The sequence below is a fragment of the Bradyrhizobium sp. IAR9 genome, assembly GCF_013408065.1.
In the GTDB taxonomy this organism is placed as follows: Bacteria; Pseudomonadota; Alphaproteobacteria; order Rhizobiales; family Xanthobacteraceae; genus Bradyrhizobium.
Map to the genome: position 1 here is coordinate 470,404 of NZ_JACBZW010000002.1, position 22,355 is coordinate 492,758.

Annotated in this window: 26 protein-coding genes; 8 read left to right on the forward strand and 18 right to left on the reverse strand. The window is 64.5% G+C overall.

From position 1 onward, the window contains the following. Positions 1-3: 3 nt before the first annotated feature. Positions 4-675, reverse strand: coding sequence for a response regulator (locus GGD67_RS07795; protein ID WP_018316334.1), 672 nt, complete (start codon positions 673-675; stop codon positions 4-6). Positions 676-1,012: 337 nt separating this feature from the next. On the opposite strand from GGD67_RS07795, the gene GGD67_RS07800 reads away from it, so the two are divergent. After that, positions 1,013-2,638, forward strand: coding sequence for an MFS transporter (locus GGD67_RS07800; protein WP_018316335.1), 1,626 nt, complete (start codon positions 1,013-1,015; stop codon positions 2,636-2,638). A 76-nt stretch (positions 2,639-2,714) separates the two neighbouring features. Here the strand turns inward: GGD67_RS07800 and GGD67_RS07805 are convergent, their stop codons facing one another. Both GGD67_RS07805 and GGD67_RS07810 read right to left on the reverse strand, forming a co-directional pair. Then, positions 2,715-3,188: a secondary thiamine-phosphate synthase enzyme YjbQ gene (locus GGD67_RS07805; RefSeq protein WP_018316336.1), complete on the reverse strand. Its 474-nt coding sequence runs from the start codon at positions 3,186-3,188 to the stop codon at positions 2,715-2,717. Between the two features lie 155 nt (positions 3,189-3,343). Continuing rightward, the gene (locus GGD67_RS07810; protein WP_026201650.1) at positions 3,344-3,865 is read right to left on the reverse strand and encodes a hypothetical protein; all 522 of its coding nucleotides are present in this window, start codon (positions 3,863-3,865) and stop codon (positions 3,344-3,346) included. A 359-nt stretch (positions 3,866-4,224) separates the two neighbouring features. On the opposite strand from GGD67_RS07810, the gene GGD67_RS07815 reads away from it, so the two are divergent. The 5 genes from GGD67_RS07815 to GGD67_RS07835 all read left to right on the forward strand — a co-directional run bounded on the left by GGD67_RS07815 (position 4,225) and on the right by GGD67_RS07835 (position 6,866). Next, positions 4,225-4,599: an AtpZ/AtpI family protein gene (locus tag GGD67_RS07815; RefSeq protein WP_018316338.1), complete on the forward strand. Its 375-nt coding sequence runs from the start codon at positions 4,225-4,227 to the stop codon at positions 4,597-4,599. Between the two features lie 110 nt (positions 4,600-4,709). Continuing rightward, on the forward strand, positions 4,710-5,459 hold the full coding sequence (locus tag GGD67_RS07820; protein ID WP_018316339.1) for a F0F1 ATP synthase subunit A: 750 nt from the start codon (positions 4,710-4,712) through the stop codon (positions 5,457-5,459). Between the two features lie 53 nt (positions 5,460-5,512). Further along, positions 5,513-5,743, forward strand: a complete 231-nt coding sequence (locus tag GGD67_RS07825; protein WP_007599451.1) for a F0F1 ATP synthase subunit C — start codon at positions 5,513-5,515, stop codon at positions 5,741-5,743. Positions 5,744-5,808: 65 nt separating this feature from the next. Next, positions 5,809-6,375: a F0F1 ATP synthase subunit B' gene (locus GGD67_RS07830; RefSeq protein ID WP_018316340.1), complete on the forward strand. Its 567-nt coding sequence runs from the start codon at positions 5,809-5,811 to the stop codon at positions 6,373-6,375. 5 nt (positions 6,376-6,380) lie between these two features. Further along, positions 6,381-6,866, forward strand: coding sequence for a F0F1 ATP synthase subunit B (locus tag GGD67_RS07835; RefSeq protein WP_018316341.1), 486 nt, complete (start codon positions 6,381-6,383; stop codon positions 6,864-6,866). A 208-nt stretch (positions 6,867-7,074) separates the two neighbouring features. Here GGD67_RS07835 and GGD67_RS07840 read toward each other — a convergent pair whose 3' ends face one another. The 5 genes from GGD67_RS07840 to GGD67_RS07860 all read right to left on the reverse strand — a co-directional run bounded on the left by GGD67_RS07840 (position 7,075) and on the right by GGD67_RS07860 (position 12,424). Continuing rightward, positions 7,075-7,725: a hypothetical protein gene (locus GGD67_RS07840; protein ID WP_018316342.1), complete on the reverse strand. Its 651-nt coding sequence runs from the start codon at positions 7,723-7,725 to the stop codon at positions 7,075-7,077. A 172-nt stretch (positions 7,726-7,897) separates the two neighbouring features. Then, positions 7,898-8,485: a GNAT family N-acetyltransferase gene (locus tag GGD67_RS07845; protein ID WP_018316343.1), complete on the reverse strand. Its 588-nt coding sequence runs from the start codon at positions 8,483-8,485 to the stop codon at positions 7,898-7,900. 39 nt (positions 8,486-8,524) lie between these two features. Next, positions 8,525-9,814, reverse strand: a complete 1,290-nt coding sequence (locus GGD67_RS07850; protein ID WP_179731967.1) for a pitrilysin family protein — start codon at positions 9,812-9,814, stop codon at positions 8,525-8,527. Further along, positions 9,811-11,229, reverse strand: a complete 1,419-nt coding sequence (gene thrC / locus GGD67_RS07855) for a threonine synthase (RefSeq protein WP_179731969.1) — start codon at positions 11,227-11,229, stop codon at positions 9,811-9,813. Before thrC ends, GGD67_RS07850 begins: the two co-directional genes overlap by 4 nt. A gap of 550 nt (positions 11,230-11,779) precedes the next feature. Then, complete coding sequence (locus tag GGD67_RS07860; RefSeq protein WP_179731971.1) at positions 11,780-12,424, reverse strand: response regulator transcription factor; 645 nt, start codon at positions 12,422-12,424, stop codon at positions 11,780-11,782. A gap of 86 nt (positions 12,425-12,510) precedes the next feature. Here GGD67_RS07860 and GGD67_RS07865 point away from each other — a divergent pair, with 86 nt between their 5' ends. Next, positions 12,511-13,857, forward strand: coding sequence for an ATP-binding protein (locus GGD67_RS07865; protein ID WP_179731972.1), 1,347 nt, complete (start codon positions 12,511-12,513; stop codon positions 13,855-13,857). 66 nt (positions 13,858-13,923) lie between these two features. Here GGD67_RS07865 and GGD67_RS07870 read toward each other — a convergent pair whose 3' ends face one another. The 9 genes from GGD67_RS07870 to coxB all read right to left on the reverse strand — a co-directional run bounded on the left by GGD67_RS07870 (position 13,924) and on the right by coxB (position 21,018). Continuing rightward, entirely contained in the window at positions 13,924-14,289 is a 366-nt protein-coding gene (locus GGD67_RS07870; RefSeq protein ID WP_092255821.1) for a nuclear transport factor 2 family protein, read from the reverse strand. Positions 14,290-14,407: 118 nt separating this feature from the next. Continuing rightward, positions 14,408-15,160 (reverse strand): SURF1 family protein, encoded by a 753-nt coding sequence (locus tag GGD67_RS07875; protein ID WP_179731975.1) that lies wholly within the window; start codon positions 15,158-15,160, stop codon positions 14,408-14,410. Beyond that, positions 15,157-15,558: a DUF983 domain-containing protein gene (locus GGD67_RS07880; protein WP_018316350.1), complete on the reverse strand. Its 402-nt coding sequence runs from the start codon at positions 15,556-15,558 to the stop codon at positions 15,157-15,159. The genes GGD67_RS07875 and GGD67_RS07880 overlap by 4 nt, the downstream gene beginning before the upstream one ends. Before the next feature lie 100 nt (positions 15,559-15,658). Then, positions 15,659-16,555 carry a cytochrome c oxidase subunit 3 gene (locus GGD67_RS07885; RefSeq protein ID WP_092255826.1) on the reverse strand — a complete coding sequence of 299 codons (897 nt, stop codon included), beginning with the start codon at positions 16,553-16,555 and terminating at the stop codon, positions 15,659-15,661. Positions 16,556-16,633: 78 nt separating this feature from the next. Then, positions 16,634-17,287: a cytochrome c oxidase assembly protein gene (locus GGD67_RS07890; RefSeq protein WP_018316352.1), complete on the reverse strand. Its 654-nt coding sequence runs from the start codon at positions 17,285-17,287 to the stop codon at positions 16,634-16,636. Positions 17,288-17,292: 5 nt separating this feature from the next. Beyond that, positions 17,293-17,469: a CoxF protein gene (locus GGD67_RS07895; RefSeq protein ID WP_179731977.1), complete on the reverse strand. Its 177-nt coding sequence runs from the start codon at positions 17,467-17,469 to the stop codon at positions 17,293-17,295. Continuing rightward, the gene (locus tag GGD67_RS07900) at positions 17,466-18,410 is read right to left on the reverse strand and encodes a heme o synthase (RefSeq protein WP_018316354.1); all 945 of its coding nucleotides are present in this window, start codon (positions 18,408-18,410) and stop codon (positions 17,466-17,468) included. Before GGD67_RS07900 ends, GGD67_RS07895 begins: the two co-directional genes overlap by 4 nt. 61 nt (positions 18,411-18,471) lie before the next feature. Continuing rightward, the gene (gene ctaD / locus GGD67_RS07905; protein ID WP_018316355.1) at positions 18,472-20,091 is read right to left on the reverse strand and encodes a cytochrome c oxidase subunit I; all 1,620 of its coding nucleotides are present in this window, start codon (positions 20,089-20,091) and stop codon (positions 18,472-18,474) included. Between the two features lie 87 nt (positions 20,092-20,178). Next, positions 20,179-21,018, reverse strand: a complete 840-nt coding sequence (coxB, locus tag GGD67_RS07910) for a cytochrome c oxidase subunit II (protein ID WP_018316356.1) — start codon at positions 21,016-21,018, stop codon at positions 20,179-20,181. Between the two features lie 480 nt (positions 21,019-21,498). Here coxB and GGD67_RS07915 point away from each other — a divergent pair, with 480 nt between their 5' ends. After that, the gene (locus tag GGD67_RS07915; protein WP_409333948.1) at positions 21,499-22,041 is read left to right on the forward strand and encodes an invasion associated locus B family protein; all 543 of its coding nucleotides are present in this window, start codon (positions 21,499-21,501) and stop codon (positions 22,039-22,041) included. Positions 22,042-22,043: 2 nt separating this feature from the next. Here GGD67_RS07915 and GGD67_RS07920 read toward each other — a convergent pair whose 3' ends face one another. Continuing rightward, positions 22,044-22,331, reverse strand: a complete 288-nt coding sequence (locus GGD67_RS07920) for a hypothetical protein (RefSeq protein WP_018316358.1) — start codon at positions 22,329-22,331, stop codon at positions 22,044-22,046. Positions 22,332-22,355: the final 24 nt, after the last annotated feature.

A 22,355-nucleotide genomic window follows, 5' to 3' on the forward strand; every position in this document is an offset into this window, starting at 1 on the left:
GGCTCACCCCGTCGGCGTGCCCTGCTTCCACTGGCCGCCGGCGATCTTGGCGGCGGCGATCACCGCCTGGGTGCGGCTTTCGACGCCGAGCTTTTGCAGGATCGCCGAGACATGTGCCTTGATGGTGGCCTCGGAGACCCCGAGCTCATAGGCGATCTGCTTGTTGAGGAGGCCCTCCGACAGCATCATCAGGACCCGGACCTGCTGCGGCGTCAGCGTCACCAGACGGTCGCGCAGGCGCGTCATATCGGGATCGGCCGCAGCCGACAGATCGGTATCGGCGGGAACCCAGACGTCGCCCTCCATCACCTTGAGGATGGCGTCGCGCAGGGTCTCGACGCCGAATCGCTTGGGAATGAAGCCGGAGGCGCCGAAATCGAGCGAGCGGCGGATCGTGGCGCTGTCGTCGGACGCCGAGACGATCACCACCGGGATCGCCGGATATTGCGCACGCAGATAGATCAGGCCGGAAAAGCCTGAGATCCCGGGCATCGAGAGGTCGAGCAGGATCAGGTCGACATCCGAGGTCTGTTCCAGGAGCTTGGTCAGATCCTCGAACGATCCGGCCTCGTCGATCCTGGCCGAGGTCAGGACGCCGGCCACCGCCTGTCGCAGCGCGTCGCGGAAAAGAGGATGGTCATCGGCGATGACGAGATGGGTCGAGGGAGCGTTCATCGTTCTCTTGCTGTCGTTCGCGGGCCGGCGGACAGATCCCGGGTATGTCAATTCTTCCCCGAGCGGCCGTGGCATGCAAGTGCACATTATCCCTTTGCTGCAAAGGGGTTAATCTGGAAGCCTACGTGGCGGCGCGCCGGTGCCCGATACCGGCGTCAGCTACGCGTCAGTGCGCAAGGCCGAAAGTCGTATTGGGGCGGGTTTCACGCCGATGTTACCTTGCAGCCAAGACCTGGGTTGATCCGGCATGTCCGGACGTCTGGGGTGCGAGGAAACGCAATTCGGGGAGCGACTCAATATGTCGACAATGGCTGTGTCTCAAGCAGGCGCGGGAGGGATGACGAAGGACGAACGGTTCGTCATTCTCGCCTCCTCGCTCGGTACCGTCTTCGAGTGGTACGATTTCTACCTCTACGGCTCGCTGGCTTCGATCATCGGCGTGCAGTTCTTCTCGGATTACCCGCCAGCCACCCGCGACATCTTCGCGCTGCTGGCCTTCGCCGCCGGCTTCCTGGTGCGTCCGTTCGGCGCGATCGTATTCGGCCGCGTCGGCGACATCGTCGGCCGCAAATACACCTTCCTCGTCACCATCCTGATCATGGGTCTGTCGACCTTCATCGTCGGCCTGCTGCCGAACGCGGCGACCATCGGCATCGCGGCTCCGATCATCCTGATCGCGCTGCGCCTCGCCCAGGGCCTGGCGCTCGGCGGTGAGTATGGCGGCGCGGCCACTTATGTCGCGGAGCATGCTCCGAACGGCAAGCGCGGCTACTACACCTCCTTCATTCAGACCACCGCGACGCTCGGCCTGTTCCTGTCGCTACTGGTGATCCTGTTCACCCGTAGCGCCCTCGGCGAGGCCGATTTCGCGAAGTGGGGCTGGCGCATCCCGTTCCTGGTCTCGGTGCTGCTGCTCGGCATCTCGGTCTGGATCCGGCTTCGCCTCAATGAATCCCCGATCTTCCAGAAGATGAAGGACGAGGGCAAGAGCTCGAAGGCGCCGCTGACCGAAGCCTTCGGCAACTGGCAGAACGGCAAGCTGGTGCTGCTCGCGCTGCTTGGCGGCGTGATGGGCCAGGGCGTCGTCTGGTACACCGGTCAGTTCTACGCGCTGTTCTTCCTGCAATCGATCCTGAAGGTCGACGGCTACACCGCCAACCTGCTGATCGCCTGGTCGCTGCTGCTCGGCACCGGCTTCTTCATCGTGTTCGGCATGCTGTCCGACAAGATCGGCCGCAAGCCGATCATCCTCGGCGGCTGTCTGATCGCGGCGCTGACCTTCTTCCCGATTTTCAAGATGATCACCACCAATGCCAACCCGGCGCTGGAAAAGGCGATCGAATCGGTCAAGGTCGACGTGGTGGCGGATCCCGCGGGTTGCGGCGACCTGTTCAACCCGGTCGGCACCCGTGTCTTCACCGCACCTTGCGACACCGCACGTGCCTACCTGTCGCAGTCGTCGGTCAAGTACTCGACCACGTCTGGCGCAGCCGGCTCGGGTGTGAAGGTCGTCGTCAATGGTAAGGAAGTGCCCTACACGAGCGCCAAGGACAGCAACCCGGCAGTGCTCGCCGCGGTGCAGGCGGCCGGCTATCCGAAGGCCGGCGATGCGGGCATCGTGAAGATGTCCCATCCGTTCGACATCTTCCGTCCGCAGGTGGCGGCGATCATCGGCCTGCTGTTCATCCTGGTGCTGTTCGTCACCATGGTGTACGGCCCGATCGCGGCGATGCTGGTCGAACTGTTCCCGACCCGCATCCGCTACACCTCGATGTCGCTACCCTACCACATTGGTAACGGCTGGTTCGGCGGCCTGCTGCCGGCGACCGCCTTTGCCATCGTGGCCTCGACGGGCGACATCTATGCCGGCCTGTGGTATCCGATCATCTTCGCCTCGATTACCGTCGTGATCGGCTTCTTCTTCCTGCCCGAGACCAAGGACGTCGACATCAAGGCGACCTGATCGAAAGCAGCGATAAGTACAACGAACCGGCCGCGGAGCGATCCGCGGCCGGTTTTGTTTGAGCACTAAAATTGCTTTATTGATTGCTGCCGACGAATTGCAGCACCACCTCGCGCCGGTGCGGGCGCTTGCGGTGCTCGATCAAATAGATCGCCTGCCAGGTGCCGAGGGCAAGCCTGCCGCTCAGGACCGGGACCTGAAGCGAGGCCCCGGTCAGCATCGTCTTGATATGTGCCGGCATGTCGTCCGGTCCTTCGGTGTCGTGGGTCCACCCGGCATTCTCCGGCGCCAGCCGGGACAGCGCCGTGGTGAGATCGACCAGCACGGACGGATCGGCGTTCTCCTGGATCGTCAGCGAGGCCGAGGTATGGCGGATGAACAGCGTCAGCGCGCCGTCGCGCGCGTGAACCTCGGCGATGAATTTTGCAGCCTCGCTCGTCAGATCGGTGAAGCCGTGACCCGATGTCTGCACGGTCAGCAATGACGATGCGATGGTGTCGGCTTGCACCGACGATGGCGCCGAGCGGGTGACTGATCTGGTTGATGTCATGAAGGGTCTCGACTAATCGAATACTGCCGTGGGCAAAGGCGCAACGCGCCGTGCCCACGTCTTTCCTCATTGCCTTAGAAGCATGGTGGGCACGGCGTAAGAACGCCTTTGCCCACCCTACGGCACCTCAACGCATGGATGGCGCGCAGGGGTCCTCAAATCTTCCCCGACACGTCCTTCTGGACGCGGTTGGCCATGTCGATCAGCCGCCGCCAGGCCTTTTCCAGAAACGACATCACGCGGTCGACGTCCTGGTCGCTCGGCAGCGGGATCTCGATCTTGCGCTCGCCCTCGGCGGCCTTGGGCTCCGCTTTCTTCAGCGGGTCGGATTTCGGCAGCGCCTCGTCGATCTTGCCCGACACCGTCGGCCCGGCCGCGAGCTGTCCCTGCAGCCTTTCGACCTCGGCCTGGAGCCGGCCGATCTCGGCGTCGAGCGCGGTCCGTTCGTCGGGCACCGCGTAACAGGCCCAGCCGGCGCCGTTCTTGGTGCAGGTCGATACCGTGCCGGTGCGCGTGTCGAGCCGCAGCACGCCCTCGGGGATGGGCGTCATGCTGTAGCGGCCGTTCTCGCTGTCGGGCGCGGATTGCGCGGCCTCGAGGTCGCCGGCGATCGCCACCACGGCGGCGAACGCTGCCAGCGCAAGCCATGATGTTGTGGATGACGTCACTGGTCTCATCGCGCTCTCCGCCACGGCGTGCAGGTGGCCCTCTCGCAAATTCTACACCCCGGTGAGGCGATCCGCCGCCCAAAACACGCACCCTTATCAACGATCGCGGCGGCGTGTTCGATCCCGGCGGCGTGGCGAAAGGGCGGCCGCCTTCGCCGATCCTGAGGCTTGCTGCTGCGGTGCGGCGTCACGCTGTGTGCAGCGCTGCCGTGCGCGCCAATATCATCAAATAAATCAGCTACATAACCGAAAGCGACGCAATCGTGACTTGGCTTGACTTGATTATGGGCCATCAGTATGGTCCGCGCGGCTTTTGAGGGTGGCGGGCGCAATTTCCATTCAGCCGCGGCGTTTCGGGTCTTCGTTGCATGACACAGGGCACGGGACACGGCGAGAATGGGGATCGCGATAGATCGTCCGAGGAAGCTGCGCTTTCCGAACGGCTCGGAAATCTTGATCAGCGGTTGTCCGAATTCCGGGACCGACGAATCAAGACCGAGCAACCCGCAGGTGACGGTGAGGACAGAGCGGCCAGAGCTTCGGCGATGGCGCTTGGTTTCCGGTTATCCTCCGAGTTGATCGCCGGGGTCGTTGTCGGAGCGGGGATTGGCTGGGGTTTCGACCGCTTGCTGTCGACGTCGCCTTTCGGATTTATCGTGTTCCTGTTGCTGGGCTTCGTCGCCGGCGTGGTGAATGTGGTGAGAACGGCGGGCGCGGGTCAAAACAGGCGCGGTGGGTCTTAGCCGATCCGCACCAGGAGGAATGATCGTGCCGGCCTTGCCGGTACGGGCCGGCCCGGCCGGCAGACCGAGACCCGCCGGCATTGCCCGGCAGACCAAGAGATGCCGCGCTGATGAAAATCGACCCGATCCACCAGTTCAACATCGAGCCTCTCTTCACCCTGGGCCATATCGGCAATCACACGATCGCCTTCACCAATTCGTCGCTCTACATGCTGGTGGCGGTGGCGGTGATCTCGATCCTGATGCTCGCCAGCGGCACGCAGCTGGTTCCCGGGCGCCTGCAATCGGTCGCCGAAATCTCCTACGAATTCGTCGCCTCGACCATCCGTTCGACGGCCGGCGCGGAAGGCATGAAGTTCTTCCCGCTGATCTTCTCGCTGTTCATGTTCATCTGCGTCTCGAACCTGGTCGGCATCATCCCCTATACCTTCACGGTGTCGAGCCATCTGATCGTCACCGCGGCGCTCGCGCTTCTGGTCTTCTTCACCGTCCTGATCTACGGCGTCGCCAAGAACGGCCTGAAGTTCTTCTCGATCTTCGTGCCCCACGGCGTCCCCGGCTACATCCTGCCGCTGGTGATGTTCATCGAGATCCTGTCGTTCTTCCTGCGGCCGGTCTCCCACAGCGTCCGTCTGTTCGCCAACATGCTGGCCGGCCACATCGCGCTGAAGGTGTTCGCGGGCTTCGTCGCCATGCTCGGCTTCTCGCTCGGGGCGCTGGGCTGGGTCGGCGGCGTGCTGCCGCTGGCTCTCACGGTCGCGCTGTACGCGCTCGAGATTCTGGTCGCGTTCCTGCAAGCCTATGTGTTTGCGATCCTGACCTGCATCTACCTCAACGACGCCATTCATCCGGGACACTGAGCGGTCCGGGGAATTTCCACCCACAACCCAATCTTTCTTCCAAGGAGTCTAAAATGGATCCGGCAGCAGCAAAACTTATCGGCGCGGGCATCGCATGCATCGGCATGGGCGGCGCGGGCGTCGGCGTCGGCGTGATCTTCGGCAACTACCTTGCCGCGGCCGTTCGCAACCCCTCGGCCGCTCAGGGCCAGTTCGGCAACCTGATCTTCGGCTTCGCCGTGACCGAAGCGCTCGGCATTTTCTCGCTGCTGATCGCGCTGCTGCTGCTGTTCGTTCCGCTCTGAGGACGACGTTTTTCGCGCCGTTCCATCCATTGGGACGGCGCGTGTGACTGCAACAGGAGAACTCCGTGGCTGAAAGTCATGGCGGCGCAAAAGGTCCGGCGGCGGGCGCTCACACCGAGGCTGACGGTGGTCACCACGGTGGCGGTTTTCCGCCGTTCGAGAGCAGCAACTACGCTTCACAGCTGGTGTCGCTCGCGATCTTCTTCGTCCTGCTTTACGTGATCGTGTCCAAGCTCGCTCTGCCGAAGGTCGGCGGTGCGATCGAGGCGCGTCAGAACAAGATCGAGGGTGACCTCGCCGAGGCGCAGAAGCTGAAGGACCAGTCCGAGGCGGCGCTGAAGGCCTATGAAACCGAGCTCGCTTCGGCGCGCACGCGGGCACAGGCGATCGGCAACGAATCCCGCGACAAGGCGAATGCGCAGGCGGAAGCCGAGCGCAAGACGCTGGAAGAACAATTGGCGGCCAAGCTCGCCGGGGCGGAGAAGACCATCGCCTCGACCCGCGCCACCGCCATGAGCAACGTCCGCGGCATCGCGGCCGATGCAGCAGGCCAGATCGTGCAGCAGCTTACCGGCGTCGTTCCCGACGCTGCGTCGGTCAATGCCGCGGTCGATGCGTCCCTGAAAGGTTAGTCGAGATGTTCTTCGATCCTGAAACCTGGGTCGCCATCGCCTTCGTGATCCTGATGGTCGTGTTCGCCTATCTCGGGGTCTTCAAGTCGGCGATGACGGCGCTGGATCATCGTGCCGCCCGCATCAAGGCCGAGCTCGACGACGCGACTCGGCTCAAGCAGGAAGCGGCCAAGGTGCTCGCCGACTACAAGGCGCGCAGCGCCACCGCCGAGCGCGAAGCTGCCGACATCATCGCCAACGCCAAGGCCGAAGCCGAGCGCATCGCGGCCGACGCCAAGGCGAAGATGGAAGACTTCGTCGCCCGCCGGACCAAGACCGCGGAGAGCAAGATTGCGCTCGCCGAGGCCCAGGCGCTCGCCGATGTCCGCGCCGCAGCCGCGGAAGCCGCCGTCCAGGCCGCCTCCACGATCCTGTCGCAGTCGGTCAAGGGCCAGGTCGCCGACGATCTGCTCGCCAAGGGCATCACCGAGGTTCGCCAGAAGCTGAACTGAGGGTTTTGCCTTCAGTAATCAAAAAGCCGGCGCGATGAGCGCCGGCTTTTTTGTTTGCGACACCGCGATCCACAAATACCGTGTCATCACCCGCGAAAGCGGGTGATCCAGTATTCCAGAGACAGCAATGAGATACGGAGAAGCCGCGGCGTACTGGATGCCCCGCCTGCGCGGAGCATGACAGCGTTCTTCGTGACGACTTGCTTGCCTACTTCTTCTTCCGTCCCTTCGGCTCGGGCGACAGCGCCTGCGGGTCGAAGCCGACATAGAAGACATAGGAATCGGCGACCGCGGCCGAGGGCGTCGGATAAGCCAGATCCTCGACGATGAAGGTGAAGGGCACGCTGCCGCCCTCCGACATCTCGACCGTCGTCCGGTAAGCCTTCGAGGCGATCACTTTCTCGCCGACACCGCCCTGCACCACCGCGACACGCAAGGGCACCTCGACGGTGGCGGGCGCGCCGGCGGGCCCGGCGATCACGCGGCCCTGGATTCCGATCCGAGCCGTGATTCCGACACTGCTGCGGGAACATTCGCGCGCCATCTTGGTGATCGAGGCCTGGAAGCGGATCTCGTTGCCGACGGCCGGCTTGCCGGCAGCCCCGACCGCGTAGGTTGATGCGCCCGCGCGCACCGTCACCTGCGGGCAATCGACCTCGTCTTCCGCCGGCTGGCCAGGCGCGGGCGCGGGCTTGGGCGGGGCCGGCTCATCCGACTTGCCGCCGAACAGGCTCTTGAAGCGGTCAGTCAAGGACTGGGCGGCCACCGGCGAAACCGCCGCGAACGACATCGACAAGACAAGCGCGATCGCCGTCCCCCGCCGCAGCACATTCCGCGATGACCGAAGCTGCTTCACCATCAAAGCCCGTACTCCAATGACAATTGTCCGGCCGATCGTCGGCCGGGGCATGCGGGTTATATCGTCAAAATCGGCGAACCCAAGGCAGCAAAAAGGGGGACTTGGCAGGGGACTTGGCAAGGGACTTGGCCAAAGGACTTGGGCAAGGGACTTGGCCACATGATCGAGCGGCTCAGCCGCGGAAATCCTCATGCAGCAGGCCGAACAGCAAATGGTCCTGCCAGACCCCATTGATGCAGAGATAGCGGCGCGCCAGGCCCTCACGGGAGAAACCGCACTTCTCCAGCACCCGGATCGACGGCGCGTTGGTGGGGATGCAGGCGGCCTCGACCCGGTGCAGATTGAGCTCGCCGAACAGCGTCGGCAGGAGGACCCGCAGTGCAGCCGTCATGTAGCCGCGATGGGCATGGGGTTGGCCGACCCAATAGCCGATGGTGCCGGCCTGCACGATGCCGCGCCGGACATTGGCCAGCGTGATGCCGCCGACCATGGCGCCATCAAGCTCGCGGAAGATCAGAAAGGGATAGGAACGGTCCGCGGCAATGTCCTCGGAATAGCGGCGCAGGCGGCGGCGGAAGCCGGATCGGGTGAGATCGTCAGACGGCCAGATCGGCTCCCAGGGCGTCAGATAATCGCGGCTGGTTTCGCGCAAATGCGCCCATTGCAGGAAGTCCGACATCTGCGGCGCGCGCAGCAACAGCCCGTTACCGCGCGGCGCGAGGGCGGCGGGTCCACTGGACGGCAGGCGAAAGAGGGCCATGGTGATGCTTCCCGGGGCAGCTCAGCCCGCGCGCGGCTCCTAATGCAGCCGCGCCTTGGCACGTGCCCGCGTCAATCCTTCCGCAAAAGACACCGCCGTGTCCAGACCCCTGCCACTGCCTAATGCGACAACGGCAGGCCGGCTCCGCGACAGCAGCGCACGCGCCGCGTCCCGGGTCGATTCGACGCTGACGGCGTCGATCCGGCCCACCAGCTCCTCGACCGTCTGCGGCCGGCCATAGGCCAGCACGTGGCGCGCCAGCTGCTCGGCGCGGGACGAGCAGCTCTCCAGCGCCATCAGGAGCCCTGCCTTCATCTGCGCCTTGGCCCGCGCGATCTCGGCCTCGGTCAGCGTCTCCACCGACTCATTCATGATGTCGACCACGACCTCCATCATCTCCGGCGCGTCGGCCGGATCGGTGCCGGTGTAGAGGCCGAAGAAGCCGGTGTCGGTATAGGGCGCGTGGAACGAATAGATCGAGTAGCAGAGGCCGCGCTTCTCGCGCACCTCCTGGAACAGGCGCGACGACATTCCGCCGCCGAGGATGTTGGTGAAGACCTGGAGCGAGAACAGCGACAGATCGCTCTGCGGCACGCCTTCCAGCGCCAGCGTCAGATGCGCCTGCTCCAGCTCGCGATGCACCACCTTGGCGCCGCCCTTGCCGAACTGAGCGGTTTGCGGCTTCGGGCCCGGCGTCCCCTCGAAACTCGCGAAGCGCTTCTCGACCTCGGCAACGACTTGGCTGTGATCGACCGCGCCTGCGGCCGCCACCACCATGTCGGGCCCGCGATAATGCGTCGAGAGGTAGCCGCGCAGCATGTCACGGTTGAAGGCGCGCAGCGTCTTGGCCGTGCCGAGCAGCGAGCGGCCCATCGGCTGATCGGGATAGCAGAGCTCGTTGAGATGCTCGAACACGACGTCATCGGGCGTATCCTGCGCGGCACCGATCTCCTGCACGATGACGTTCTTCTCGCGCTCCAGCTCGTCGGGCTCGAAGGCGGGATTGGCGAGGATGTCGGCGAGCACGTCGAGCGCGAGCGGCACGTCGGCCTTGAGCACCCGCGCGTAATAGGACGTGGTCTCGGTCGAGGTGCCGGCATTGAGGTCGCCGCCGACCGCCTCGATCTCCTCGACGATCTCGCGCGAGGAGCGCTTCGTCGTACCCTTGAACGCCATGTGCTCGAGCAGATGCGAGATGCCGTGCTCGTTCGGCTTCTCGTCGCGTCCGCCGACGCCGGCCCAGACGCCGAGCGCCGCGGTCTCGAGATGGGGCATCTTGTCGGTGACGACGGTCAGGCCGGAGGCAAGCTTGGAAATCTCGACGCTCATCCGGCAACTCCCTGCTTTGCGGCGCGGCTGACCGACAGCACGAACCGCTCGACCTCGGCCTGATCGTTCTTCATCACCTTCATGTGTTCGGATTTGGTCATCAATCCGTCGAGCCAGGCCGGCAGTTGCGGCCGCTGGCCGCAGGCCGCTTCGACAGCGTCAGGGAATTTGGCCGGATGCGCGGTGGAGAGCACGATGCTTGGCACCCTCGTGTCGGTGGTGTCGCGATCGGCGACGGCGAGCGCCACCGCCGTATGGGGATCGACCAGCTCGCCTGCCTCCCGCCAGCCGGCGCGGATCGCAGCCGCGGTCTCGGTCTCGTCAGCGCGGCCGGCGTCGAACTCCTCGCGGATCGCGGCCAGCGTTGCGTCCGGCAGCACGAAACGTCCTGACTGCTTCAGCGAATCCATCAGGCGGCGCACGCCGGCTGCATCGCGCTTGCCGGCCTCGAACAGCAGCCGTTCGAAATTCGAGGAGATCTGGATGTCCATCGACGGCGACGCCGTCGCGTGCACCTCGCGCACCTCATAGATCCCCGTCTTCAGCGTGCGCGCCAGGATGTCGTTGACGTTGGCGGCGATGCGCAGGGTCCGCACCGGCAGCCCCATGCGCTTGGCGACGTAGCCGGCGAAGATGTCGCCGAAATTGCCGGTCGGCACGACGAAATCCACCGCGCGCGCCGGCGCACCGACGGCGACGGCGGAGGTGAAATAGTAGACCACCTGGGCGACGATGCGCGCCCAGTTGATGGAGTTGACGCCGGAGAGCGAGGTCGCATCGCGGAAGCGATGGTTGTTGAACATCCCCTTCACGAGCGCCTGGCAGTCGTCGAAATTGCCCTCGATGGCGAGCGCATGGACATTGGCCGCGCCCGTCGACGTCATCATCCGCCGCTGCACCTCGGAGATGCGGCCGTGCGGGAACAGCACGATGAGATCCACGTTCTCGAGGCCGGCGAAGGCTTCGACCGCAGCGCCGCCGGTATCGCCTGAGGTGGCGACCACGATGGTGGTGCGCTGGCCGCGCTTGGCGAGCACATGGTCCATCAGCCGCGAGATCAGCTGCATCGCCACGTCCTTGAAGGCGAGCGTCGGGCCGTGAAACAGCTCCAGCACGAACTGGTGCGGCGACATCTGGCGCAGCGGCACCACCGCCGGATGGCGGAAGGTGGCATAGGCCTCGTTCGCCATGCGGCCAAGCTCGGCGTCCGAAATCTCGCCGCCGGCGAACGGACGGATCACGTCGACCGCGACCTCCCAATAGGGGCGGCCGAAGAAGCCGGCGATGGTTTCATTGGAGAGCTGGGGCCAAATGGTCGGCACATACAGGCCGCCGTCGCGCGCAAGCCCGGTCAGCATCACGTCGCAGAAGCCGAGTTCGGGGGCCTCGCCCCGGGTCGAGATATAACGAGTCAAACTGCCCTCCAAAGGCCGACCGGGCTTACGCCCGCTCGTTAAGCCTTTGATTTTACAAAATTACTTGTTAACAGCCAGAGGCTTTGCGCCACCATAAAGTGTTTTGCGGCATCAGGAAACCGCTTCCCGCCTTCACCCCTGCCCAGCAAAAAGGGCTGCGGCGATGCCGCAGCCCTCTCTTGGAAGGTCTGTCGTTGATATGTGCAGACCGGTTTGCCTCTGGGGTCGCCCCCCCGCTGAAACTTGTCCGGCAACCTTTCGCCGTCAGTCACGAAATCGTCAAGGGCGAAAACGACGAGCGCGGGAAGATGTTCCTATTTTTCCCGACATGCCCAAGCTTTTGCGAGCGCGCTCCAGCCAACCGTCGTGAAGAATTGCCATTTTATCCCGACAATTGCGGGGATCCGGAACGAATGCCACCTCGACCCATTGTGTCCGCGGATGGGTGTCGGCAGTGTCCATGCATTGCCCGGCTGACGCCGGCACCAATCCGTCTCGCCGAACCGGCTGCTTCCTGGAGCAGCCGGTTCGGTGCCGGGGCCCCGGGGCGTCAATTCATCCCGATTTCAACCGCGATCCTGATCAGGTCGGAATGATTCTTGGCTCCCAGCTTCTGCTTGAGCAGGGACGTGGTGTTGGCGACGGTCTTGTAGGAGATGCCGAGCGCCTCGGCGACTTCCACGATCTTGTCGCCGCGTCCGAGCAGGCGGAGAATTTCGAGCTCCCGCGGCGTCATCTGCGAGGCCGGATTGGCCTTGATCGCCGCGCCGGAAAACGTCACGGCTTCCGCGAGTTGCGGTGAGATGTAATTGTCGCCCGCGACCACCTTGCGCACCGCTTTCAGCAGGATCCTGGGATCATCGCCCTTGGAGACATAGCCCTGCGCCCCAAGCTCGACGGCCCGCACCACGAAGGCCGGATCGTCATTCATGCTGAACATGATGATCTTGGCGTCGGGATCGTCCTTGCGGATGCGTCGCATCAGCTCGAAGCCGGAGACATCGGGCAGGCTGATGTCGATCACGGTGACGTCGGGCCGCTTGCTGACATAGGCGCGATGGCCGGATTTGGCGTCGGTCGCCTCGTCGATACGGATCGAATGGTCCGAAGCGAACAGGGTGCGGCAACCGGACAGCACCACGGGGTGGTCATCGACAATCAGAACCCTGGTCGCCGGCTTGGCGGTATCTTGCATCGCGCACTCTCTTGTTTTTCGACTCATAGACCGGCGGGAACAAATGGAAAGAGTAAATCCCGCCGATGCGCGTTAGAATTGACCTAATGTGGCAACGACTCTCGTTCAGAACGCAACTGTTTCTTCCACTTGGGGCGAGCTTTCTCGCAGCGCTGATCCTTGGCGGCGTGCTGCTCCAGATCTTCGCGGCCGGTCAGCTCGCCGACGAGAACGAGCCCGCACGACGTTCGACCCGGACGATCGCGGCCGCACTCAACAACACTCTGCGCGCGTCGGACGACCCGCGGAAGACGCTTGACGCCTTTGTTCAATCCTTGACCACCTCCTCGGACATCCAATTCCGTTCCGCGGAAGCCCCTCCTGCGGAGCCACCAAAGGACGGCCTTCACGACCTGCAAGGGGTTCCGCAGTGGTTTGTCAACCTGCTCATGGTACCGGACATGGACGCCGCAACCCCGGTGCTGATCGATGGCAGACGTGTCGGCGATATCGTATTCCTGCCGGACCTGTCGGCCGACCTGTTCGAGAAGTGGATCGGCTTCCTGGCGCTGACCGGCCTCGTCGCCGTGCTGACCGTGCTCACCGGAATCATCGCTTACGTCTTCGCGGGATCGGCACTGCGTCCCCTGCAGCATCTCGGCCAAGGCCTCACACGGATGCGGCGCGGCGACTACGCAAAGCCGATCCCGGTCGGAGGCCCGCCGGAGATCCGGCAGAGCTGTGCGGAAGCAAATGCGCTGGCTGCGACGCTGGCGCAATTGAGCCAGGACAATCGCGATCTGATGCACCGCCTTGTGTCGCTCCAGGACGACGAGCGTCGTGACCTCGCCCGCGAATTGCACGACGAGCTCGGACCGCTGCTGTTCAGCATCCGCGCCGGCACGATCGCGCTGGTCGACGCCTCGCCGCAGGTGGGAAATCTCGGCAAATCAGCCCAGGATGTGCTGCAATCGGTCGAGGCGCTCCAGCAGACCAACCGCCGCATCCTCGACCGATTGCGGCCGCTCTACATTCAGGAGCTTGGCCTTTCGACCAGCGTGCAGACGCTGCTCCAGAATTTTCGCAAGCAGGCACCACATATCGTCCTGACGGACACGATCGATCCGGGTCTCAACGGCATCGCCGGGCCGCTGGCCCAGACCGTCTATCGCGTGATCCAGGAGGCGCTGACCAACGTGCTGCGCCATGCCAAGGCCGGCAACGCCCATGTCCAGGCGACCGTCACCGGCGAGGAGCTCATCATCGAGATCTCCGACGACGGCGACGGCTTTCCCGAGGGCAACGTTTTCGGCCGCGGCCTGACCGGCATGCATGAACGCGTGCGCGCGCTCAGCGGATCGCTGTCACTGTTGCGCGTGGATGGGCGAACTTATGTACGCTGCCGGCTTCCGACCGAGCCGGCACGCCAGGCGCCGGTCCAGCCAATTGGATGAGCTGACCTTGTCGGAGACCCGCTGCGCACTTTGCGCCAACGCGGCCCTTCGGGTCCGCATCATGCCCTAACAGGCGCAGCCATGATGCGCGTCCTGTTGCGCCGGCTCGCACAGCGTGCTGCGGATCTTGCCTTCCGGGCTGAAGCGAAACGAGGCGTGAATGCGTAGCGCGCCGGCGACGGAATATTCGACATCGACGCCATGGGGCGCGGGATGGATCTCCTCCAGCCCGAAACCTGCCAACGAAAAGGCACTGAGGCGCGGCTGCCAATAGGCCTCGAGCTCGCTGCGGCCGCGATAGCGCTGCGCGCCATTGCACGTGCATTCGACCTGGGCGTCGTCCGCATAGAGGTCGAGCAACGTCGAGAGGTCGCCCTTCCGGCAGGCGTCCACCCAATCGACGACAATTCCCATCTGGTCGAAATCGCTCACGCCGCAATCCCTGTCTGCCGCGGAAACTCACCGGCGGCTTAGGACCACACTCGTGAATGTGCGCTGAATAATAAACCCCGGACGATACCGGGTTCCCTCAGAGTATCTACCGTCGAGCTCAGCTCTGCCGCCGGCCTCTTGCCCACACCGCGAAGGCGATCAGCACGGCGCCTGCGAGCAGGAACCAGGTGATGGCGTATTGCAGGTGATCGTCCTTCAGATGCACGTCGAGCGGCCCCGGGCGCGGGATGCCGTTCTCGGGCACCGGTTGCTCGAGGTCGACATAGAACGGCGCAACCGCGCCCCAGCCGAGCGCGCTTGCGATGGCCTGATGATCGCGCACGAACCAGAGCCGCTTGTCGCGGTTCTCCGCCGGCGTCAGCCAGCCTGGCGGCTCGGGAAAGCGCAGGTAACCGGTGAGCGCGACCGGCTGCCCGGTGACGAGCTTCTTCACCGCGCGATCCTCGACGCTGCGGTCCTGCATCGTGTTCTCGACGAAGCCCGCATCGATCACGACCGTCTCGCCGCTGGGAAGCCGCGCCGGCAGGAACGCCCAGGTGCCGGGGCCGGAGGCGTCCTTGCGCACCGCCGAGCCCGAGGAATAGATCATCGCATCCGGCAGGGCTGCGTAGGTCGCGGTGAAGCTGACGCGGCGGAATTCGTCGCGCGCGGGATCGAGTGCAGCCCATTGCGAAGATGGCGGCAGCGCGATGGGCACCTCTGCAAGGCGCTCGGTGAGCGCCGCGACCAGCGCGTGCTTGGCGGTCCGGCGCTGCAATTGCCAGAGGCCGAGCGCGATGAAGACGGCCGTGAGGAACAGCGTGAACAGCGCGAAGCCGGCCACGCGAGGCTTGCGCGCAGGCTGATTCATTTCGCGCGGTCGACCAACCGGCCCGGCGCCGCCTTGTGGTGGAATTGCAGCGCGATCAGCAGGGACTTCATCGCACGCAGCGGCAACAATGTGGTGGCCAGGATCAGCGGCAACCACAGCGCCGCATGCAGCCAGTATGGCGGCTGGTATTTGACCTCGACGATGAGCGCAGCCGCCACCACGATCCCGCCGGCCAGCATGATGATGAAGATCGCCGGCCCGTCGCCGGTATCGATGAAGGCATAGTCGAGACCGCAGCGGTCGCAGGCGGGCGCGAGCGTCAGGAATCCCGCATAGAGCTTGCCTTGACCGCAGCGCGGGCATCGGCAGGCAAGCCCGCGCAGCGCGCTTTGCAGAACGGTGGTTTCAGGCACGGACGGGCCGGTGCTGTCATTCATGATGGCGGACTCTATCACAGTTTTCGCGGGAGCTTCCGGCGGCCTGAAAGCGAAAGGGCGGCCTTGCGGGCCGCCCTTGTTGATGATCTGCCGCGCGGGCTCAGTGCGCGCCGTGGGCCATGGTCTCGGCGCCGTGTCCCCAGACGTAGATGCAGAGGAACAGGAACAGCCAGACCACGTCGACGAAGTGCCAGTACCAGGCGGCGAACTCGAACCCGAGGTGCTGCGTCGGCGTGAAGTGGCCGGCATAGGCGCGGAACAGGCACACCAGCAGGAAGATGGTGCCGACCAGCACGTGGAAGCCGTGGAAGCCGGTTGCCATGAAGAAGGTCGCGCCATAGACGTTGCCGCCGAACGAGAACGCCGCATGGCTGTACTCATAGGCCTGCACGCAGGTGAAGAGCGCACCGAGCACGACGGTGAGGATCAGGCCGTATTTCAGGCCCTGGCGGTCGTTCTCGAGCAGCGCATGGTGCGCCCAGGTCACGGTGGTGCCCGACGTCAGCAGGATCAGCGTGTTGAGGAGCGGCAGGTGCCAGGGATCGAAGGTCTCGATGCCCTTCGGCGGCCAGGTGCCGGGGACGGCGCAGGCGCCGGCCTGGGTGCCGAGGCCGCAGCCGAACACGGCATCGCGGGTGGCGTGGACGGCGTCGGCCGGAAACAGCGCGGCGTTGAAATAGGCCCAGAACCAGGCCACGAAGAACATCACCTCGGAGGCGATGAACAGGATCATGCCGTAGCGGTGATGCAGCTGCACGACGCGGGTGTGGTCGCCCTTGTACTGGGCTTCCTTGATCACGTCGCCCCACCAGCTCGCCATGGTGTAGAGCACGCCCACGGTGCCGACGCCGAACACGATCGGCGCGGCCGAGAACATGTGATGCATCCAGGCGATCGCGCCGACCGCCATGATGAAGGCCGAGAGCGAACCGACGGCCGGCCAGGGCGAGGGATCGACCAGATGATAGTCGTGATGCTTGGTGTGCGCCGTAGCCATTTCGGTCTCTCTCCTCAATCCCGTGCCTGTCAGGCACTTATCCCCTTGTTTCCAACCGCCCGAGCGCCAGCCCGGCGATCAAAGATTTCCCTTGCGCTTGTCGCCTTCGCCCGATGCCAGCGGCTTCACTACGGGATCCTTCACCGGATAGAAGGTGTAGGACAGCGTGATCGTATTCAGCCCGTCGTTCTCGTGATCGTCAGCGATCGACGGATCGACGTAGAAGACAACAGGCATCTCGCGCTTCTCGCCGGGCGCCATGGTCTGCTCGGTGAAGCAGAAGCAGTTGATCTTCTGGAAATAGGAGCCGACCGTCAGCGGCGCGACATTGTAGGCGGCCTGCGCGGCGGTGGTGCGCGCGGCCTGGTTGGTCACGGTGTAGAAGACGGTCACGACCTGGCCGATATTGACCTCGATCTCGCTCTGCTCCGGCTCGAACTTCCAGGGCAGGCCCGGCGCGACGTTGGAATCGAAGCGCACCGAGATTTTCCGCGCGATCGGGCCGGTGGCCGGCGCGGAGGTCGCGACCTGGGTCGTGCCGTTGAAGCCGGTGGCGCGGCAGAACCAGTTGTAGAACGGCACCGCCGCGTAGGAGGCACCGACCATCAACGCGACCACGCCGCCGCAGATAGAAGCAACCACCACATCGCGGCCCAGCCCGCGGCCCTTGGTCGGCTCACGCTTGGCCGGCTTGGCGCTGACATCCTGCGATATGGTGGGATCGTGATCCATGTTTCCTACATCGGCCGCACGAGGACTGCCGGCCCCTTGACCATGGTGACGGCGAAGAACAGCACCACGAGCACGCCGAGCGCGAGCGCGATCGCAATCGAACGCTGACGACGGCTCTTCTTCTGCGCCTCGGTGAGGACGATTCCATTTGGCTCGGGTTTGTCGACCATCCCTGCGATCATGCGCCCCCTACCAGCGGAGCAACTGCCCGGAACACGACCTCGGCCAGCAGGGTCGCGAACAGCACGAACAGATAGAGGATCGAGAAGGCGAACAGCTTGCGGGTCGCGCGCAGCGACTGGCTGCGCTCGCGGCGCAGATAGACGTTGATCGCGAGCACCAGCATGCCGGCGCCGAGGATCAGCGAGACGATGCCGTAGATGGCGTCGAAATAGCCGAGCGCCCAGGGCGCGGCGGCGACCGCGATCAGCACGATGGTGTAGAGCAGGATCTGGAGCCGCGTCGCGTCGGGGCCGGCGACATTGGGCAGCATCGGAATGCCGGCGCGCGCGTAATCGTCAGAGCGGAACAGCGCCAGCGCCCAGAAGTGCGGCGGGGTCCAGAAAAAGATGATGGCGAACAGCAGCAGCGGCTCGACGTCGACCGTGCCGGTCACCGCAGCCCAGGCCACCACCGGCGGCAGCGCGCCGGCGGCGCCGCCGATCACGATGTTCTGCGCGGTCCAGCGCTTCAGCCACATCGTGTAGATGACGACGTAGAAGAAGATGGTGAAGGCGAGCAGCGCGCCCGCGATCCAGTTGACGAGGATGCCGAGCGTCATCACCGAGAAGAAGGACAGCGTCAGGCCGAACGCCATGGCTTCAGGGCGGGTGATGCGGCCGCGCGGAATCGGCCGGTTCGCCGTGCGCGACATCTTGGAGTCGATATCGCCTTCCAGCGCCATGTTGAGCGCGCCGGAGGCGCCGGCGCCGACGGCGATGCAGAGCAGCGAGGTGATGGCCAGCACCCAGTGGAAATGCCCGGGCGCCATCGCCATCCCGACCAGCGCGGTGAAGATCACCAGCGACATCACCCGCGGCTTCAAGAGCGCGATGTAGTCGCCGACCTCCGCCTCGGAGATGCGGGGATTGATGTCGATGGCGTTGTGGTCGAGGACGGACACTTAATTCAACTCGCTTCGTTATAGAGCCGCGGCGCCCGTCACGGGCGCCGCGGGAGATCGATCACTGCACGCGGGGCAGCACTTCGAACTGGTGGAAGGGCGGCGGCGAGGGCAAGGTCCACTCCAGCGTGGTCGCACCTGCACCCCACGGATTGTCGCCAGCCGGCACCTTCTTCATGAAGGCGTCGAGCACGCAGTAGAGGAAGATCAGCACGCCGAAGCCGGAGATGTAGGAGCCGACCGACGAGACCAGGTTCCAACCCGCGAACGCGTCGGGATAGTCGACATAGCGGCGCGGCATGCCCGACAAGCCGAGGAAGTGCTGCGGGAAGAACACCAGGTTGACGCCGATGAAGGTGACCCAGAAGTGCGCCTTCGCGAGCGTCTCGCTGTACATGTAGCCCGACATCTTCGGGAACCAGTAGTACCAGCCGGCGAAGATTCCGAACACCGCGCCGAGCGACAGCACGTAGTGGAAGTGGGCGACGACGTAATAGGTCTCCTGCAGCACGCGGTCGACGCCGGCATTCGCCAGCACGACGCCGGTGACGCCGCCGACCGTGAACAGGAAGATGAAGCCCACCGCCCAGATCATCGGGGCCCGGAATTCGATCGAGCCGCCCCACATCGTGGCGATCCACGAGAAGATCTTCACGCCGGTCGGAACCGCGATCACCATCGTCGCGGCGACGAAATAGGCCTGCGTCGCGCTGGACATGCCGACCGTGTACATGTGGTGCGCCCACACCACGAAGCCGATGCCGCCGATCGCGACCATGGCGTAGGCCATGCCGAGATAGCCGAACACGGGCTTGCGCGAGAAGGTCGAGATGATCTGGCTGACCATGCCGAAAGCCGGCAGGATCAGGATGTACACTTCGGGGTGGCCGAAGAACCAGAACAGATGCTGGAACAGCACGGGGTCGCCGCCGCCTTCGGGGTTGAAGAACGTCGTGTGGAAGTTGCGGTCGGTGAGCAGCATGGTGATCGCACCGGCAAGCACCGGCAGCGACAACAGCAGCAGGAACACCGTCACCAGGATCGACCACACGAACAGCGGCATCTTGTGCAGGGTCATGCCCGGCGCGCGCATGTTGAAGATCGTGGTGATGAAGTTGATGGCGCCGAGGATCGAGGAGGCGCCCGCCAGATGCAGCGACAGGATCGCGAAGTCCACGGCCGGGCCCGGATGGCCCGAGCTCGACAGCGGCACGTACATGGTCCAGCCGGCGCCGACGCCGTTGGCACCCGGCTCGCCCTCGACGAAGGTCGACATCAGGAGCAGGGCGAAGGAGGCCGGCAGCAGCCAGAACGAGATGTTGTTCATGCGCGGGAACGCCATGTCGGGCGCGCCGATCATCAGCGGCACGAACCAGTTGCCGAAGCCGCCGATCATCGCGGGCATGACCATGAAGAAGATCATGATCAGGCCGTGAGAGGTCACGAACACGTTATAGGTGTGCGTCTCATGGAAGATCTGCACGCCCGGATACATCAGCTCGGCACGGATCGCGATCGACATCGCGGCGCCGATGACGCCGGCGATGACCGCGAAGATCAGGTACATCGTGCCGATGTCCTTGTGGTTGGTCGAATAGACGTAGCGGCGCCATCCGGTCGGATGGGCATGCTCGTCATGTCCGTGGGCGTGATCGCCGTGTGCCGCTGCGCTCGTTGCCATTTTCAAATCCTGCCTTGCGTCCCAATCGGACCTCTGGAGGTCCCGCCCTTATGTCGCTTTCAGTCCCTTAGAGCCGTCACCCGACGCTTACTGCGTCGGGCCGGCCGCGGAGGCGTAGGTGCTGGTGCCGCCGCTCGCAAATTTCTTCTTTGCCGTCTCGACCCAGGAGGCGAACTCCTGGTCATTCACGACGCGAATCGCGATCGGCATGAAGGCGTGGTCCTTGCCGCAGAGCTCCGAGCACTGGCCGTAGAACATGCCGGTCTTGGTCGCCTTGAACCAGGTTTCGTTCAGCCGGCCCGGAATGGCGTCGATCTTGACGCCGAAAGCCGGCAGCGCGAAGGCGTGGATGACGTCGGCGCCGGTGACCTGGACACGAATCACCTTGTTGACGGGCACCACCATCTCGTTGTCGACGCCGAGCAGGCGGGGCTGCTTGTCCTGCGCCATCAGCGAGTCGAACTCGAACTTACCGTTGTCCGGGTAGGCATAGGACCAGTACCACTGCTTGCCGGTCGCCTTGATGGTGATATCCGCCTTCGGCACGTCGAGCTCGAGGAACAGAAGCCGGAACGACGGCACCGAGATGCCGACCAGGATCAGCACCGGAACCAGCGTCCAGGCCACCTCGATCAGCGTGTTGTGGGTGGTCCGCGACGGCACCGGATTGGCCCGCGCGTTGAACTTGACGACCACGACCACGAGCAGCGCCAGGACGAACAGCGTGATCAGCGTGATCAGCACGAACAGGAAGTTGTGGAACCAGACGATGTTGTCCATCACCGGCGAGCCGGACTCCTGAAGCGTCCATTCCCAGGGCTTCGGTTGCCCGAGCTCGGCAAATGCCGCACCGCCCGTCGCCAGCGTCAGACCCGCCACGGCCAATCCCAGCAAGTGCCGGCCCACCGGGCCCATCGACATCCTCATGCCGTTCGCGCTCCCCTTACGAAATCACCCCAAGTGCGCTCCCCCTGTTTGCGGGAAACGCTTATTCGATCCGCCCGCCTGACAAACCGCCGCGCAAGAATACCTCTAAGAGGAATTGGGGCCAGATCGCTAGAACGCCGAAATCAAGCCTCTCAAACCATAATTTTTGATCTATCGCAATGCAGTCTTGAGCCCCGTCTGCCAGCGATCACCCGCAAGATATTTCCTAGTAAGATCAGACAAAAATACCGTTTGCCGGGATGCTGCCGCTTGACAGCGGAATTGCCCGCGGTAGGCACTGACAGATGGCCGCGCAGGAACCTGATTCGTGCGGGCGGCGGCGGCGCGAGGCGGCGTGGAATTTGCTTGGGAATCGCCTTCAAGGCGCCGTCATTCCCGTATCAGTCCGCCAGATTAGTCCGCCAAGCGCGAGCGAGGAAGGCGAGCAGAGGGACCGACCCGATGGGGCTTTCGAAATGGATGGCAGGGCTGGCTATGGCAAGGCTGGCTAGAAGGCAGATGACCCGCCTTTCGGCGCTGGCCAGCCTGCTGGCCGCGCTCGTCCTTCTGGCACTCCCCGGCCTCGCCCATGCGCAGGGCGCAGTCCGCTCCGTCCATGGCGACTGGCAGATCCGCTGCGACACCCCACCGGGCGCCCAGACCGAGCAATGCGCCCTGATCCAGAGCGTGGTAGCCGAAGACCGCTCCAATGCCGGCCTGACTGTCATCGTGCTGAAGACCGCCGACCAGAAGAGCCGCCTGATGCGCGTGGTCGCGCCGCTCGGTGTCCTGCTGCCCTCCGGCCTCGGCCTCAAGCTCGACAACCAGGACGTCGGCCGCGCCGGCTTCGTCCGCTGCCTGCCCAATGGCTGCGTCGCCGAGGTCGTCATGGACGACAAGCTGCTCGGCCAGCTCCGCGCCGCCAAGACCGCCACCTTCATCATCTTCGAGACCCCGGAAGAAGGCATCGGCTTCCCGCTCAGCCTGAACGGGCTCGGCGAGGGCTATGACAAGCTGCCTTAGGGCTACGCCCTGTCCACGCGATAAAGCTCCGTGTCGCACCAGCCGCAGCGATAGATGCGGCCTCTGCCGGCCACTGGCCCGACCAGCGCCTTTCGCCGACATGTCGCACAGAGGATGCCGTCAACGGTGTCACAGGCCGGGTGAGCCGCGACATAGGCCTCGCGCGTGGGATAGGATGTCCAGCGGCGTCGGTAGACGAACTGATTGAAGATCAGGACCAAAGCCAGCGCGGCGAAGCCGATGATCAGGCCGTGATACTGATCCCAGAACACTGTCAGGGAATTCCACATGCTCTGTCTGCGGCTCCGACTCCG